Source organism: Pseudoalteromonas sp. C12FD-1 (genome assembly GCF_037414265.1).
Classification (GTDB): domain Bacteria; phylum Pseudomonadota; class Gammaproteobacteria; order Enterobacterales; family Alteromonadaceae; genus Pseudoalteromonas.
Window position 1 is genome coordinate 96,189 of record NZ_JBBEVD010000035.1, and the last position, 15,699, is coordinate 111,887.

12 protein-coding genes and 1 pseudogene are annotated in these 15,699 nt (G+C 41.6%); 1 reads left to right on the forward strand and 12 read right to left on the reverse strand.

What is annotated here, in order from left to right; translation table 11 throughout:
* Nucleotides 1–25: 25 nt before the first annotated feature.
* The 12 genes from WDB87_RS02460 to rsmD form a co-directional block, all read right to left on the reverse strand.
* The gene (locus WDB87_RS02460) at nt 26–2,566 is read right to left on the reverse strand and encodes an EAL domain-containing protein (RefSeq protein ID WP_337848903.1); all 2,541 of its coding nucleotides are present in this window, start codon (nt 2,564–2,566) and stop codon (nt 26–28) included.
* 329 nt (nt 2,567–2,895) lie between these two features.
* Nucleotides 2,896–4,179, reverse strand: coding sequence for a phosphoribosylamine--glycine ligase (purD, locus tag WDB87_RS02465; RefSeq protein ID WP_337848904.1), 1,284 nt, complete (start codon nt 4,177–4,179; stop codon nt 2,896–2,898).
* 16 nt (nt 4,180–4,195) lie between these two features.
* Nucleotides 4,196–5,017 (reverse strand): class I SAM-dependent methyltransferase, encoded by an 822-nt coding sequence (locus WDB87_RS02470; RefSeq protein WP_286245393.1) that lies wholly within the window; start codon nt 5,015–5,017, stop codon nt 4,196–4,198.
* A gap of 101 nt (nt 5,018–5,118) precedes the next feature.
* Nucleotides 5,119–6,705 carry a bifunctional phosphoribosylaminoimidazolecarboxamide formyltransferase/IMP cyclohydrolase gene (gene purH / locus WDB87_RS02475; RefSeq protein ID WP_337848905.1) on the reverse strand — a complete coding sequence of 529 codons (1,587 nt, stop codon included), beginning with the start codon at nt 6,703–6,705 and terminating at the stop codon, nt 5,119–5,121.
* Between the two features lie 326 nt (nt 6,706–7,031).
* Nucleotides 7,032–7,322 carry a DNA-binding transcriptional regulator Fis gene (gene fis / locus WDB87_RS02480; RefSeq protein WP_002957804.1) on the reverse strand — a complete coding sequence of 97 codons (291 nt, stop codon included), beginning with the start codon at nt 7,320–7,322 and terminating at the stop codon, nt 7,032–7,034.
* 19 nt (nt 7,323–7,341) lie between these two features.
* Nucleotides 7,342–8,313: a tRNA dihydrouridine synthase DusB gene (gene dusB / locus WDB87_RS02485; protein WP_004588630.1), complete on the reverse strand. Its 972-nt coding sequence runs from the start codon at nt 8,311–8,313 to the stop codon at nt 7,342–7,344.
* A gap of 282 nt (nt 8,314–8,595) precedes the next feature.
* Nucleotides 8,596–9,477: a 50S ribosomal protein L11 methyltransferase gene (prmA, locus tag WDB87_RS02490; RefSeq protein ID WP_337848906.1), complete on the reverse strand. Its 882-nt coding sequence runs from the start codon at nt 9,475–9,477 to the stop codon at nt 8,596–8,598.
* A gap of 66 nt (nt 9,478–9,543) precedes the next feature.
* A complete protein-coding gene (gene rpoD / locus WDB87_RS02495; protein ID WP_286245390.1) occupies nt 9,544–11,391 on the reverse strand; it encodes an RNA polymerase sigma factor RpoD in 1,848 nt (615 codons plus the stop codon).
* A 124-nt stretch (nt 11,392–11,515) separates the two neighbouring features.
* Complete coding sequence (gene dnaG, locus WDB87_RS02500) at nt 11,516–13,267, reverse strand: DNA primase (RefSeq protein ID WP_337848907.1); 1,752 nt, start codon at nt 13,265–13,267, stop codon at nt 11,516–11,518.
* A 213-nt stretch (nt 13,268–13,480) separates the two neighbouring features.
* Entirely contained in the window at nt 13,481–13,927 is a 447-nt protein-coding gene (locus WDB87_RS02505; RefSeq protein ID WP_004588626.1) for a GatB/YqeY domain-containing protein, read from the reverse strand.
* Between the two features lie 20 nt (nt 13,928–13,947).
* Nucleotides 13,948–14,163 carry a 30S ribosomal protein S21 gene (gene rpsU, locus WDB87_RS02510; protein ID WP_002957797.1) on the reverse strand — a complete coding sequence of 72 codons (216 nt, stop codon included), beginning with the start codon at nt 14,161–14,163 and terminating at the stop codon, nt 13,948–13,950.
* A 145-nt stretch (nt 14,164–14,308) separates the two neighbouring features.
* Nucleotides 14,309–14,914, reverse strand: a complete 606-nt coding sequence (gene rsmD, locus WDB87_RS02515; RefSeq protein ID WP_337848908.1) for a 16S rRNA (guanine(966)-N(2))-methyltransferase RsmD — start codon at nt 14,912–14,914, stop codon at nt 14,309–14,311.
* 207 nt (nt 14,915–15,121) lie between these two features.
* Between rsmD and WDB87_RS02520 the strand changes: the two are divergent.
* A pseudogene (locus WDB87_RS02520) lies at nt 15,122–15,699 on the forward strand (signal recognition particle-docking protein FtsY); the annotation flags it as partial.

Below are 15,699 nucleotides of genomic sequence, written 5' to 3' on the forward strand. Positions count from 1 at the left end.
TACTTGGCCCCTAAAGATGTTGATATTAAAACGTGGAGTTTAACATCTTTAAACTGTATTGGCTTTTTAAGAAGTGTAAATAGTCATCATAGGGGAGGGGTTTTGCATATAAGTAGCCCTGTGCTCGGTCGGCGCCCATTTCTTTTAATAAGTGGTGCACATCTTGGGTTTCTATGCCTTCTATGGTTATAGATAACCCTAGGTTATGTGCCATATCTATAGCGGTTTGCACAATCACTTTATTGGCGGTGTTATTGGTTAAATCAAATACAAACGATTTATCTACTTTAAGCTCAGTAAAGCGGTAATTAACCAAATAACTTAGCGATGAATAGCCAGTGCCAAAGTCATCAAGCACCACTCGCACCCCTAAATCAGAAAGCTCATTAACCAATGAAATAAGGGCTTCGTGGCTTTCAACTAATGCTGACTCAGTTAATTCAAACTTAAGAAGCTGTGCCGGAATTTGGTATTTTATAAGGATGTTTTCGACTTTTTCGGCGAGGTTTTTAATCGACAAGTTTTTAGCACTTAAATTAACGCTAATAGGGTGATCGTTATAGCCTTGCTCGGTTAGTTTGACGATATCTTTACAGGCTTGCTCAATAACCCACAAGGTAAGCTCGTTAATAATACCTGTGTGCTCAGCAAGTATTATCAGCTCTTCTATCGATACGCCGTTAAATGCTGGGTCTGGCCAGCGTAAGAGTGCCTCAGCGCCATTAACTTGGCTGAAGTTCAATCCTATTTGCGGTTGGTAATATAATGCTAATTGATCTGTTTTAATCGCGTTTTGTAATTTGGCAGCAAGCGTTACATCCATTAAAATATTACTGCCGTTGGTTGTACTAACCACCAAGTCATTATTCGTTTTAGCTTTTTTAAGCGCTAAATAACCGCGTTTTAGCCAATATTCAAAATCGTCGCGATGGCCCGCACTACTTATACCAATATTATAAGTAAGTTGTAGGTTTAGGCCCTGTATTTCATATTGTTTTGGTAGGCTATTAATAACTTTAACTAGTGCATCTTCTAAGGTGTGTTGATTTTGGTTTCTAGTAGAAATACAAGCAAATACTCCACTGCCTAAATCGGCCAAGCGCGGGCTATTATTAAAATCTATATCGAGATTAGTAAATTCCCGCTCATGGCTTAGCTCAAGCTCCACCTGCTTAGCTACGTGCTTTATTAAGGTATAACCCTGCGATGGGGTAATAATGGTATTGAGCGAGTTAAAATGGCGAATTTTAATCAAACACAAGGTGGTATTTCTTCCTTGTGCTTGTAAGTTCATAAACGCTTGTTTTAATTTAGCACTGTTAAGTAGCTTTGTTTGCTGAGTGTGCGTCGCATGATAGAGCGCACGCTCACGCTGGTAGCGCACTCTATCGGCAAGTGCCATAGCCATTAAAATAACTTCACACAAAATAGCCACTAAAAACGCATGACGAATCGCAAAGCTATAATCTAAAAAGCCAGTTAATTCTAATGGTTGTATTGCTGCGCCAACAATGAGTGGAACCCACGAAAAAACGTAAAACTTCGCCCACCTAAACCCTGTGCGCAGTTTATTGTAAATTAAAATAACACACATAATGTACAACAGGCTTAATACACAAAAAAAGATAGGCGCTGCGATGTATTCAGGTATGAAAAAAGTGGTGGTTGATAATAAAAATATTAAAGTAAGCAGTGCTTTACTCAGCTTATAGCGCCAGCATTTATCTTTATGGTAGCGCAAAAACATGGTGCAAAAGGCGAGCGTAAAAAAAGCCATTGCGTAGTTTGAAAAAATCACTTTTTCGTGCAAATACAATTGCCACTCTAGGGGCCATAAGTAAAAGCCAAAGCCCATTACTATGCCCATTAAACACAGCGCGCTAACTATATAGCCTATATAAACTAAATAAACGCGGTCTTTAATGCCAAAATAAAGCACTAAATTATACAGGGCAGCCATTAATAACACGCCGGCAAATATGCCCCAAATGCCGGTTTGCGAGCGAACTAAATCAACAAATTCTTTATGGCGATACAAATTAACCGGTGTTTTGCTGATCCCCGTTGTATCTATTTTTATGGCTAAGCGTTCTGTAGATTTGCTTTCAAGTGCAAAACGTATATGCGGTACGCTATATTGAAAAAGCGTGAGAGACTTTACTTTATCGCCTAGTTTATAACTTTCTATGAGCTCATTTTTATTATTTAAGCGATATACGCTTAGGCGATCAACCATCGGGTTATCAAAATGGGCAACAATGTCTTGAGCATCTAAACTTTTATTTTCTAGGTCTATAAATAGCCAGTAGTTTTGCTGCTTAAAGCTCCACGGAATACTGTTTAACGGCTGGTGGGTGAGTAAATCAGGGTTTAAAATAATATCGTTGAGTGTGTGAGATTTACTTTCATCTATATAGTAGGCAAAGTCTAAATATACAGGCGTGGTTTTGTCGATGGTATAACGAGTCGGCACAACTAGGTTAGAAGCCAGTGTGCTAATAATATAAAATATGAAAATCAGTATGGCTACGGCCGCGGCATGATAACGTAAAGTTTTCGTTTCCAACGTTGTATACTTGTAATAACTCTTTTAATTAGTGTAGCACTAAAAAAGCGCATATAAACTGCGCTTTTTTAGTTAAATTTTTAGGGCCTGCTGACCTTTCAGGATTAAAATTTGTTTATCCTAGAGATAATTCAATCGCGGTGTGAGGTTTGTAACCTAGTGGATTAAGTCAAAACCCTTTGGGCAGCGCATGTTTGGCATTTATTCCTCGTTATCGCCTATTTATGGGGAATAACCACATTACATAGGCGCTGCCTTGCCTAAATACCAAACATACAGCTGTAAATTTAACCTAGAAGCTAAGTTAAGCCAATAATTTAGTTTACAGGTTACTGCTCGCGAGCAATCGCTCTGTAAGCAATATCGGTGCGGTACTCCATACCTTCCCAGCTAATTTGTTTGACCAGCTCGTATGCACGTTGCTGTGCCTCGGTAACGGTATTACCAAGTGCAGTGGCACACAATACACGTCCACCTGCGGTGACAACGTTTTCGCCATCTTGCTTAGTACCGGCATGAAATACTTTTTCATCAGCAGGGTAGCTAACTTTAAGGCCTGATATTGCGTCACCTTTAGGGTAATCACCTGGGTAGCCTTTAGCGGCAAGTACAACACCTACGGCTGCGCGCGGGTCAAACTCAATGGTTGTTTTATCAAGTTCTTCGCGGTTAGCCGCTTCAACTAGTTCAACTAAGTCTGATTTAAGACGAAGCATCATAGGTTGCGTTTCAGGGTCACCAAAACGACAGTTGTACTCAATCACTTTAGGTGTGCCCTGAGCGTCAATCATTAAACCTGCGTATAAAAAGCCTGTGTAAGGATGGCCTTCGCTTGCCATACCTTCAACGGTAGGAACGATTACTTCGTCCATAATACGCTGGTGGATTTCGTCAGTTACTACAGGTGCTGGTGAATACGCGCCCATGCCGCCAGTATTTGGACCTTCATCGCCATTGTATGCACGCTTATGATCTTGGCTTGTTGCAAATGGCAAAATGTTTTTACCATCAACCATAACAATAAAAGAGGCTTCTTCACCTTCTAAAAACTCTTCGATCACGACACGGCTGCCAGCTTCACCAAAAGCATTACCGGCAAGCATATCGCGAATAGCGTCTTCAGCTTCACGCTCGTTCATTGCTACAATCACGCCTTTACCAGCCGCTAGGCCATCTGCTTTTATTACAATTGGCGCGCCTTTTTCTTTTAAATAAGCAAGGGCAGGGTCAATTTGTTCAAACGTTTGGTAATCAGCGGTTGGGATTGCATGGCGAGCTAAAAAGTCTTTAGTAAACGACTTAGAGCCTTCTAGCTGTGCTGCGCCGGCTGTTGGGCCAAAAATAGCGAGACCGTGTTCACGGAACTTATCTACTACCCCTAATACAAGCGGTACTTCAGGGCCAACAATAGTAAGTTCTACATTGTTTTGTTGTGCAAAGCTTAGTAGGCCATCTAGGTCTTCAACGTTAATTGCAACGTTTTCTAGTTTTGGCTCTAGTGCAGTACCGGCATTACCCGGTGCTACAAATACAGTGTTTACTTTCGTGTTTTGAGCGGCCTTAAACGCAAGTGCGTGTTCGCGGCCGCCGCTGCCAATGACTAATACATTCATGGCGAAATATTCCTATTTAAAGCGGTTTTTTAAATTTCAGCGTCATACGGTCGCTTTCACCAATAGCTTTGTATTTGTCGGCGTCTTGTTCGCCAAGGCGTAAGCTTGGTGGTAGCGTCCATACACCTTTAGGGTGATCGGCTGTATCTTTTGGATTGGCGTTAATCTCACTTGTTGCAACTAATTCAAATCCAGCTTTTTTAGCTAAATCGACCACGTAGCTTTGCTTCATGTAGCCTGTTGATTTTTGATCTTCATCAGCACGGCTTTCATCTAGGCGATGTTCTACTACACCTAATACGCCACCTGGTTTTAACGCTTTATAAAAAGACTTAAATGCACTCAATGCACCTTCAGTGTCTTTACCCATGTACCAGTTATGTACATTACGAAAGGTTAAAACCATGTCGGCAGTACCGGCAGGGGCAATATCTGTGTGCGTTAAGGGAGCAAATTCAGAAATTTTTACTTTGCTAAAACGCTCATCTTCGGCCACTTTTTGTTTAAAGGCCGCTAAAGAGCGCTGGTAGTAACCTACCGATGAATCACTCGGAAAATGCGCTGCGTAATATAAGCCTTGCTCTTTAAGGGCTGGGGCTAAAATTTCGCTGTACCAACCTCCACCAGGGGCAATTTCAACCACAGTCATTGTTGGCTTAAAACCAAAAAATGCCAGTGTTTGCTCAGGGTGACGATACTCATCGCGGGCGCTATTTTTAGCGCTACGCTCGCTTGATTGAATAGCATGGCTAAGGCTTGACTCATGGTTATGGCTAAGCGCCATAGTTGATGTAAGCGCAAGCGAGGCTACAAGTAGTGACTTTAGTGCAAATTTCATCGTTTGTTCCTTAACATAAAAATTAGGTGTTAGATTAACCAGAATACGTGAATTGATTGCAAACAAAAAGGGCTAAACGCTGTGTTTAACCCTTTGTGTGATTAGTGGCGGAAATGGCGCATGCCAGTAAACACCATAGCCATGCCTGCTTCGTCAGCGGCGGCGATAACTTCTTCATCGCGCATTGAGCCACCAGGTTGAATAACCGCGGTAATACCAGCGGCAGCGGCAGCATCAATACCATCACGGAATGGGAAAAACGCATCCGATGCCATTACAGAACCAGGTACTTCTAGGTTTTCATCAGCGGCTTTAATACCGGCTATTTTAGCTGAGTAAACACGGCTCATTTGGCCTGCGCCTACACCAATAGTCATACCGTCACGGGCATAGACAATTGCGTTTGATTTAACAAACTTAGCGACTTTCCAGCAAAATAGTAAATCTTTAAGTTCTTGCTCAGAAGGCTGGCGCTTAGATACGACTTTTAAGTCGCCTTGGGTAACCATACCTAGGTCACGATCTTGTACTAAAACACCACCGTTTACGCGTTTAATATCGTGGCCAGTTGCTTTGCCGCTCCATTGTCCGCATGCCAATAAACGTACGTTCTTTTTAGCTTCTACAATTTTTGCCGCTTCACTTGAAACGCTAGGGGCAATGATCACTTCAACAAATTGGCGCTCAACAATGGCTTGTGCTGTTGCAGCGTCAAGCTCGCGGTTAAAGGCAATAATGCCACCAAACGCTGAGGTTGGATCTGTTTTAAAGGCGCGGTCGTAAGCGCTAAGAATATCTTCGCCAATTGACACACCACACGGATTAGCGTGTTTAACAATAACACATGCAGGTACATCAAATTCTTTAACACACTCAAGTGCGGCATCTGTATCTGCAATGTTATTAAACGACAGAGCTTTACCTTGTAGCTGAGTAGCTGTTGCAACAGAGGCTTCGCTTACGTTGTTTTCAACATAAAAAGCAGCATCTTGGTGTGAGTTTTCACCGTAACGCATATCTTGCTTTTTAGTGAACTGCATATTGATAGTACGTGGGAATTTAGTGTCTTCAACGGCTTCTTCAGTGTAGTCAGGTACCATTTTACCAAAGTAGTTAGCAATCATACCATCGTATTGAGCAGTATGCTCATACGCGGCAATAGCTAAATCAAAGCGTGTTTTGTACGTTGTTGAGCCATTGTTGTTTTGCATTTCGCTAATTACGCGGTCGTAATCGCTTGCGTTTACCACAATCGTAACATCTTTGTGGTTTTTAGCGGCTGCGCGAACCATGGTAGGGCCGCCAATATCAATATTTTCAATAGCATCTTCAAGGCTGCAGTTTTCTTGAGCGACAGTATTCGCAAAGGGGTATAAGTTAACTACAACTATGTCGATAGCAGAAATGTTGTTATCTGCCATTACGCCTTCATCTTGTCCGCGACGCGCTAAAATGCCGCCGTGAATTTTAGGGTGAAGGGTTTTTACGCGACCATCCATTATTTCAGGATGACCTGTGTGATCTGAAACTTCAGTCACTTTTATGCCGTTATCAGCAAGGAGTTTACATGTACCGCCAGTTGATAAAATATCTACACCTTGCGCTTCTAGTGCGCGGGCAAATTCAACAATACCGGTTTTATCAGACACACTTAAAAGTGCGCGACGAATGGGACGATGAGTATCCATTGTAGTTTGATTTCCTCAGTTAATGAGCTAGCTTAGAAGCGGGCATTTTAACTGATTACTACTCAAAAAACGACTTATAAAGCGCCAATAAGCGTGAGCATTTTGCAACATCTCTATTAAATTGTGCGCATAAAAAAAGCACCCTAAGGTGCTTTTTTTTGCATTATACCAATTGTATTGAATTAGTAAGCAGTTATAACGATAGAAAAACAAGTCTATAACAAGGCAAAAATTTTACAGTGTAGTTATTCTACATAAGAAATTTTTAACGCCGTTATGGGCTTGTTTAGCGCGTTAGAATGCTCACGCTTTCAATATATTTGGTATTAGTTCATGCCGTATTTTTTTAGCTTTTTACGTAAAGTACCACGGTTGATACCTAGTAAAATTGCCGCACGAGTTTGGTTACCACGTGTGTATGTCATTACTTCTTCAAGTAATGGCGCTTCTAGCTCTGAAAGAACAAGGTCGTAAACGTCTTGCACATCTTGACCGTTAAGCTGTTTTAAATAGTGGTGAACAGCTTTTTTTACTGCATCACGCAATGGCTGCGGTTTCTCGTGTGACTGAACATGAGGGTTTGTGATAAATGGAGAAGTCACGTTTTGTTCGAACATTATTTAATCTCTTTCTTTCTTAGTTAGCTGCTAGTGTTTTAAAGTATTGCGTTAATGCGTCAACCTGTGCTTGTGGGTTGTCGAGCGCATTAAATACTCGCCTAAACTGACCGTCACTGTCATGGGTTTGCAAATACCAAGATACATGTTTGCGAGCGATTCGCGCTCCCATTGGCTCACCGTAAAACGCATGGAGGTTATCTAAATGCTCCATTAAAATACTTCGCACCTCTGAAATAGCAGGTGGTGGTAAGTGTTCTCCAGTTCGCAAATAGTGGTCTATCTCCCTAAATATCCAAGGGCGACCTTGGGCGGCTCGGCCAATCATGATGGCATCTGCACCCGTATAGTCCAAAACCTGCTTTGCTTTTTCTGGTGATGTAATATCACCATTAGCAACCACAGGTATCGACACTGAGCGTTTTATATCCCTAATCGTGGCATATTCTGCTTCACCCTTGTACATACATGCGCGTGTACGCCCATGTACGGCAAGTGATGCAATGCCATAACGCTCAGCTATTCTCGCAATCTCTACACCATTACGGTTATCCTGATCCCATCCTGTACGGATTTTAAGTGTGACCGGGATATCAACAGCGTTAACCACTGCATCAACTATCTCTTCCACAAGTTCAGGAAACTGTAATAATGCAGAGCCTGCGAGTTTCTTGTTCACTTTTTTTGCTGGGCACCCCATATTGATATCTATGATCTGTGCACCATTTGCAACATTGAATTGTGCGGCCTGCGCCATAAGCTCAGGATCAGCTCCTGCAATTTGCACCGCGCGTATACCCGACTCACCGCTGTGATCCATACGGTTCATCGATTTTTCAGTTTTCCAAACCTTCGGGTTTGACGATAACATTTCAGACACAGCCAAGCCTGCGCCTAAGCGGCGGCAAAGTTGTCTAAATGGTCTGTCTGTAATACCTGCCATTGGCGCGACTATTACATTATTCTCAAGTTGGTATGAACCGATACGCACTGTATTCAATAGGCCTCTTTTCAAGGGGCGCTAAGTTTACGGTTTTTTTAGGAAAAATCAAAGGCTATAAATTGAACAAAAGTGACTTTTTTTTGCCCTTTTCGTATTGACTTTTGATAACCGCATGACAAGCGGGTCGATTTGTTTGAAATTTAAACAAAAAATATTTTTGTCAAATTATGTGTGCTAATTTTCTAACTGTAAAAAAATAGTAAAGCCTGTTAAATACAGGCTTTACATGCAAGTTTTGAGTTAAAACTCTAAATTTATAAATGTACGTGGCTAGCTATTTTTTGTACCGCTTACACGGGTCCAATCACCCTCTAGTGCAATATCGTCAAGTTCAATAAACGGTGCGTAAATATCGGCAACCGATTGGGCTTGCTCTTCTAATATGCCCGACATAGCAATTTTGCCACCTGGCTTAAGCAATCCCAAAATTACATTGTGAAGCTCACGTAGCGGTTGCGCTAAAATATTCGCCACTACAATATCAGCACTAAACTCAGGTTGGTTTTCAGGTAGATATACCTCAAGCTTATCGGCTACGCCATTACGCTGTGCGTTATCTAAGCTTGCTTCAAGCGCTTGCGGGTCAATATCAATACCAATCATGCGCTCTGCACCCAGTTTAATGGCTGCAATGCCTAAAATGCCCGATCCACAACCAAAATCCACTACGGTTTTACCCCGTAAATCTTGGCTTTCTAGCCATTTAAGGCACAGTGCTGTTGTTGCATGGGTCCCCGTACCAAATGCAAGGCCAGGGTCGAGCAATACATTAACTGCATCAGGGTCTGGAATGTCACGCCAGCTTGGGCATATCCACAGTTTTTCACCGAACTGGATTGGATGAAAGTTATCCATCCACTCACGTTCCCAGTCTTTATCTTCGAGTTGCTCAATTTTATATACTAATGAGTCTTTAATTTCATCATGGCGCTTAAGCAATGCAATGACCGCATTCATATCGTGATTGGCTTCAAATAGACCAATTACGGTGGTATCGGCCCAAAACTCAACGGTGCCAATTTTAGGCTCATAAATAGGTGTATCTTTTGCGTCAATAAAAGTAACAGAGGCGCTGCCTGCTTCCATTAATAAGTCACTTACTGCATCTGCGGTAGCAGCATTAGCATTAATACGGATTTGGATCCAAGCCATGGTTGTTTCCTTTAAATAGAAAAAAGGCCGCTACAGCGGCCTTTTTAGTTTATATAAAGCGCTAAATTATTTAGCGTCTAAAAAGCTTTTTAGTAAGTCAGAGCGAGAAGGGTGGCGTAATTTACGCAGTGCTTTCGCTTCTATTTGACGAATACGCTCACGTGTTACGTCAAACTGTTTACCAACTTCTTCTAAGGTGTGGTCGGTATTCATATCAATACCAAAACGCATACGTAGTACTTTGGCTTCACGGGCTGTAAGGCCTGCGAGTACATCGTTTGTTGCGCCACGAAGCGATTCCATTGTTGCCGAGTCGATTGGCGAATCAATAGTGGTATCTTCGATAAAGTCACCTAAGTGCGAATCTTCATCATCACCGATTGGTGTTTCCATCGAAATTGGCTCTTTGGCAATTTTAAGTACCTTACGGATTTTATCCTCAGGCATCATCATGCGCTCAGCTAATTCTTCAGGATTTGGCTCACGACCCATTTCTTGTAACATTTGACGAGAAATACGGTTAAGTTTATTAATCGTTTCTATCATATGTACCGGAATACGGATTGTTCTTGCTTGGTCAGCAATTGAGCGGGTAATCGCTTGGCGAATCCACCACGTAGCATAAGTAGAAAACTTATAACCACGGCGGTATTCAAACTTATCTACCGCTTTCATCAAGCCAATGTTACCTTCTTGGATTAAATCTAAGAACTGTAAACCACGGTTTGTGTATTTTTTAGCAATTGAGATTACAAGACGTAAGTTAGCTTCAACCATTTCTTTTTTCGCACGGCGCGCTTTTGCTTCACCAATGCTCATACGACGGTTAATGTCTTTAATACGTTCAATGCTTAAGCCTGTGCTTTCTTCAATTACACATAGCTTTTGGATGCAACGAATAATTTCAGGCTTCACTTCTTCAAGTTTAGCTGAGTGCTTTTCGTTAGCATTAATTTCTAGGTCTAGCCACGCTGTGTCAGTTTCGTTATTAGCAAAATGCTTAATAAACGTTTTCTTAGGTAGCTTAGCAATTTGTACCGCTTGCTTCATGATGAGACGTTCTTGCACACGAACTCTGTCCATCATTTCACGCATGTTGTTAACCATGCGATCAAACTGTTTTGGTACTAATTTAAACGTTCTAAAAAGCTCGCCGATTTCAAAAATAGCGGCTTGAGAATCTGGATGCGAACGCCCTTTTTCGTCAAAGGTAGTGCGCGCTTTAATGTATAAATCACGCAAGTTTTCAAAGTGAATACGGGCTTCTTCAGGATCTGGGCCTGTATCTACTTCTTCTTCGTCTTCATCGTCATCGCTGTCTTTGTCATCGTCATCATCGTCTTCATCAAGTTGTTCTTCACTTAATTCAGAGCCAATGTGCGTTGCTGAGATTTGCGCTTCGTCTTCGTTAGGATCGAAAAAGCCTGAAATAATGTCGCTTAAGCGCATTTCTTCTGCTTCAAACTTATCCCACTGTTCAAGTAGGTAAGTAATCGCTTCAGGGTATTCGGCAACAGAAATTTGTACCTGGTTGATACCTTCTTCAATGCGCTTAGCGATTACAATTTCGCCTTCACGTGTAAGAAGTTCAACAGTACCCATCTCACGCATGTACATGCGGACAGGGTCAGTTGTACGGCCAATTTCTTTTTCTACAGTTGCAAGGGCTGCAGCAGCAGCTTCTGCTGCGTCTTCGTCTGTCGTGGTTTCTTGCATCATTAATTCATCAGCATCAGGCGCATTTTCGCTAACCTTGATACCCATGTCATTAATCATGCTAATGATATCTTCTACTTGATCTGAGTCGATGATGTCTTGTGGAAGGTGATCATTTACTTCAGCAAAAGTTAAATAGCCTTGCTCTTTACCTTTTTGAATCAGAAGTTTTAATTGTGACTGAGGAGTTGGATCCATAGAGATTGTTTCTTCCACTCTGATAAGTTGATACAACAGGCGTCATCATAGAGTTAGCCTTTTAACTAACTTTAATAATGTGACGCAGTGAATAGCACAGTATAACAGTTTAAATCAAGTCTGACTAGCTGTTACTCGCTTTTAGCGCCGTCATAAGTAAATGACATTCTAGTTTTTCATCACTTGATAAGCCCTGTGTCTTGTCCTTTATTAATAGGGTCTCTAGTCGATAATTTAAACACTGATCTTCAATAAATTTAAAAGTATTTTGAAAAACAGTCTCTAAACGCTCATCACTAATTTGGTGCTGCCATGTAGCAAGCTTTACTAGCGGTTCGTAATCTTCTGAATCCCTAAATGATTCGAGTAAAACCGCGGTGTTAGCATTGTCTTTTTGCAATGCACGCTCTTGTAAACGCAGTAGTAAACCAATACCTGCGATGTTCATTTGCGCTAATTCTGGCAAATAGGGCACACTTTTAGCTAATTGCGGGTGCTGAATTAAAATACCAATGGCTTGGCGCATAGGGGTAATTTTAAATTTTCGCTCAACAGCGTGTTGTTGCTTTGGTGTTTTTAAGCGACTATTAAGTTGCTCACGAGTTCGACCAATCAAGCGCCCTAGCTGCTCTAAAATATTTTCTTGATAAAATTCACTCGGAATTTTTTCAATTAACGGCAAAGCGGCACTTAACAGCTTAGCTTTGCCTGAGTCGAGTGTTAGGTCTACTTCTTGGCTAAGCTTATTAAATAACACTTTGGTAAAATCATCTGCTTGGTTTAAGCGCTGCTCAAATTGCGTTTTACCTTCTTGCTGAACCAGTGAATCAGGGTCTTCGCCGTCAGGTAAAAATACAAAGTGTAATGCTTTGCCATCGTTCAAGTAGGGCAGGGCATTTTCTAGTGCTCGCCATGCAGCGTCGCGGCCAGCTCTGTCGCCATCGTAACAGCAAATAACTTTGTCGGTGGTTCTAAATAGCGTATGCATATGCTCGCTTGTTGTAGCGGTGCCAAGCGCGGCTACGGCATATTCAATACCTTGCTCTGCAAGTGCAACCACGTCCATGTAACCTTCTACAATAAGTACATGTTCGAGCTTTTTATGCGCTTGTTTTGCTTCGTAAAGGCCATAGAGTTCAAAACCTTTATGAAAAATACGGGTCTCTGGTGAGTTTAGGTATTTTGGCCCTTGGTCGGCTTGCATTACACGCCCACCAAAGGCGATAACACGGCCACGTTTATCACGAATAGGGAACATTAACCGATCGCGGAAAAAATCAAACTGTCTGCCTGGTGTTTTTTCCGAGGCAAGCTTGAGCTCTACCAGTTGTTCTTTTTGCTCTTTTGTTCGGCCAAGCTGTTGGCATAGCGCTTCCCATTCGCTAGGTGCATAACCTATCATAAATTTTTTAACGGTTTCACCACTTAAACCACGCCCTTTTACATAACCAATTACCGCAGCAGAGTTACTGTGGTGCTTTAATTGATGCTGGTAAAAGCGTGCTGTGTGTAGCATTAAGTCGTAATCTGAGCGCTTTTGTGCAGCCGTTCGTTCAGGTGCTGAACTAGTGCCTTTCTCGCGAGGAACGTCTAAATTTAAAAGGCTTGCGAGCTCTTCTATGGCATCAACAAATTCAAGCTTGTCGTATTCCATAACAAACGAAATAGCATTGCCATTAGCACCACAGCCAAAGCAGTGGTAAAACTGTTTATCTTGAGAAACAGTAAACGAGGGGGATTTTTCGTTGTGAAAAGGGCAGCAAGCTTGGTAGTCTTTGCCTGCTTTTTTAAGACCAACTTTAGAGTCTATTAGCTCTACAATATCTGTTCTGGCGAGTAAATCGTCAATAAAATTTCGTGGGATCTTTCCAGCCATGTTTTGTAAGTAGTCCTAACAATTGGTGAGGTGTAATTTCAACACAATGCGCGCATTTATAAAAGGGTTAACGGTAAGCTAAAAAGCTACATTATTGCGAATTGCTATTACATGCATGAGCATTATTTAAAAACGTTTTGTTTGTATACTTAAACGAAGAAACCGAGCACTAGGCTCGGTTTGCTTTAATCATACTTTGTGTATGTGGGAGTATTAGGCTGTTAATCGTTGCTTAATTAAACCAGAAAGCTTGCCCATATCGGCACGTCCTTCGGCTTTGCTTTTGATTATGCCCATTACTTTACCCATGTCTTGCATACCTGCTGCATTAGTATCAGCAATAGCCGCATCAATAAGGGCAACTATTTCTTCTTCACTCAATTGTTGAGGTAAAAAAGTTTCTAGTGCTGCGATCTCATTGGCTTCAATTTCGGCTAAATCTTCACGCCCAGCATCTTTGTACTGAGTGTAAGAATCACGACGTTGTTTAACAAGCTTTACTATAACGGAGGTAATACCTGCGTCGTCTAGTGTTATTTGCTCGTCAATCTCACGTTGCTTAATTGCGGCAAGCACCATGCGAATAGGGTTAAGACGTTGTTTGTCTTTTGCTCTCATCGCATCTTTTTGCGCATCTTTTAGCGTTATTAAAAGGCTCATTTATACAAGACCTAATACTATTAGTATAATTTAACGCGACGTGCGTTATCGCGAGAAAGCTTCTTCATGTGACGCTTAACCGCTGCAGCTTTTTTACGCTTACGCTCAGCTGTTGGCTTTTCATAGTGCTCGCGACGACGAACTTCTGAAAGGATACCTGCTTTTTCACATGAACGCTTGAAGCGACGAAGTGCTACGTCAAACGGTTCGTTCTCTCTTACTTTAATTACTGGCATTAAAAATTCACCTACCTAAATTATGAGCGTTGCTCAAGTTGATCAAACATTGATCAAGTGGTTCAAAAATGGTGCGGTATTGTAATCCGAAGCAACACCACATGTAAAGGATAATATTAACAGAAATGCAGCAGCTAAAATAGTGCTAATTTACTTGGCGTTGATACAATCTACAAAACACTTGCCCTGCTTTTTTTTCTTTAATTAACAGCCAGTTACTTGGTGGTGAAAACTCAGTTAACTCGGTTTCAACTTCAACATAAATGAGTGCATCTTCGCTAAGCCACTGGTTATTTTCTAATAAATTACAGCTACTTTGCGCTAAATTTTTACGAAAAGGGGGGTCAACAAAAACTAAATCAAAAGGTTCATTTACATTTTTTTGCTCTAAAAAAGTTAAAGAGTTTGTGTGTTTAACCTGTGCATTTTCTAGCTTTAAAGTGCTAATGTTTTGTTCGATTTGTTTCGCAGCTGATAAATCTAACTCGATAAATGTTGTACTTTTAGCAAACCGAGAAAGCGCTTCAAAGCCAAGCCCGCCAGAGCCTGCAAAGCAATCTAGTACGGTTGCATCGCGCGTGTCTTGCATTAACCAATTAAACACGGTTTCTTTAATACGGTCTGTTGTTGGGCGTAGCCCTGCTACATTTTTTACTGGCAGTTTACGGCCACGAAATTGCCCGCTGATTACTCTAATAAAGCCGTTTGTAGATTTGCTAATTGCTTTATTTTTCGTTGTTTTTTTTCTCATTTAGGTCACTAAAAAATGGTATAAGGGATCTAGCTCAGATAATATTGTGCGTAGTTTACGTTTAGCTTCATTTTTCAACCGCATTAAAAGTGTTACTATTTAGCACTTACGTTTTGAACGGTTGTTTGGCCAGCACGCATTGCTGAGCCACACCAAGCTATTTCAATTTTTAGTTTATCAGATTTTTATAAGTGGTTATTAGCAAGTATGGCAAAAAAAAGTAAATTCATGTCTTGGCTCGGTTTTGGTAAGTCAGATAAAAAACAAGCAGAAGCTGATAAACAACAGGCATTAGCTCAGCAACAAGAATCTGAGCGCTTAGCGGCAGAAAAGGCCGAAGCAGAGCGTGAAGAACAAGCACGTATTGCTGCTGAAAAAGCACAAGAAGAGCGTTTAGCAATTGAAAAGGCTAATGCAGAGTTGCTTGCAAAAGAGCAAGCCGAAGCACAGGCGCAGCAACAAGCACAAGCTGCGCGTTTAGCTGAGCAAGAAGCGCAAATGCGTTTAGAGCAAGAGCGCATGGCTGCACAGCGAGCTGAGCAACAACGTTTAGACACAGAGCGCGAGCAAGCTGAGCAAGATGAAAAATTAGCAATTGAAAAAGCCAACGCTGAGTTACTTGCAAAAGAGCAAGCTGAAGCACAGGCGCAACAACAAGCACAAGCCGCTCGTTTGGCAGAGCAAGAAGCGCAAATGCGTTTAGAGCAAGAACGTATTGCAGCAGAACAAGCTGAAGCTGAACGTTTAGAGCAACAGCGTATTGCAGCAGAGCAAGCAGAAGCTGA

Excerpts from the sequence above, each read along its gene's own strand:
- purD (WP_337848904.1), bottom strand. The coding sequence starts at position 4,179 with ATGAATGTATTAGTCATTGGCAGCGGCGGCCGCGAACACGCACTTGCG.
- WDB87_RS02470 (WP_286245393.1), bottom strand. The coding sequence starts at position 5,017 with ATGAAATTTGCACTAAAGTCACTACTTGTAGCCTCGCTTGCGCTTACA.
- purH (WP_337848905.1), bottom strand. The coding sequence starts at position 6,705 with ATGGATACTCATCGTCCCATTCGTCGCGCACTTTTAAGTGTGTCTGAT.
- fis (WP_002957804.1), bottom strand. The coding sequence starts at position 7,322 with ATGTTCGAACAAAACGTGACTTCTCCATTTATCACAAACCCTCATGTT.
- prmA (WP_337848906.1), bottom strand. The coding sequence starts at position 9,477 with ATGGCTTGGATCCAAATCCGTATTAATGCTAATGCTGCTACCGCAGAT.
- rpoD (WP_286245390.1), bottom strand. The coding sequence starts at position 11,391 with ATGGATCCAACTCCTCAGTCACAATTAAAACTTCTGATTCAAAAAGGT.
- dnaG (WP_337848907.1), bottom strand. The coding sequence starts at position 13,267 with ATGGCTGGAAAGATCCCACGAAATTTTATTGACGATTTACTCGCCAGA.
- WDB87_RS02505 (WP_004588626.1), bottom strand. The coding sequence starts at position 13,927 with ATGAGCCTTTTAATAACGCTAAAAGATGCGCAAAAAGATGCGATGAGA.
- rpsU (WP_002957797.1), bottom strand. The coding sequence starts at position 14,163 with ATGCCAGTAATTAAAGTAAGAGAGAACGAACCGTTTGACGTAGCACTT.
- rsmD (WP_337848908.1), bottom strand. The coding sequence starts at position 14,914 with ATGAGAAAAAAAACAACGAAAAATAAAGCAATTAGCAAATCTACAAAC.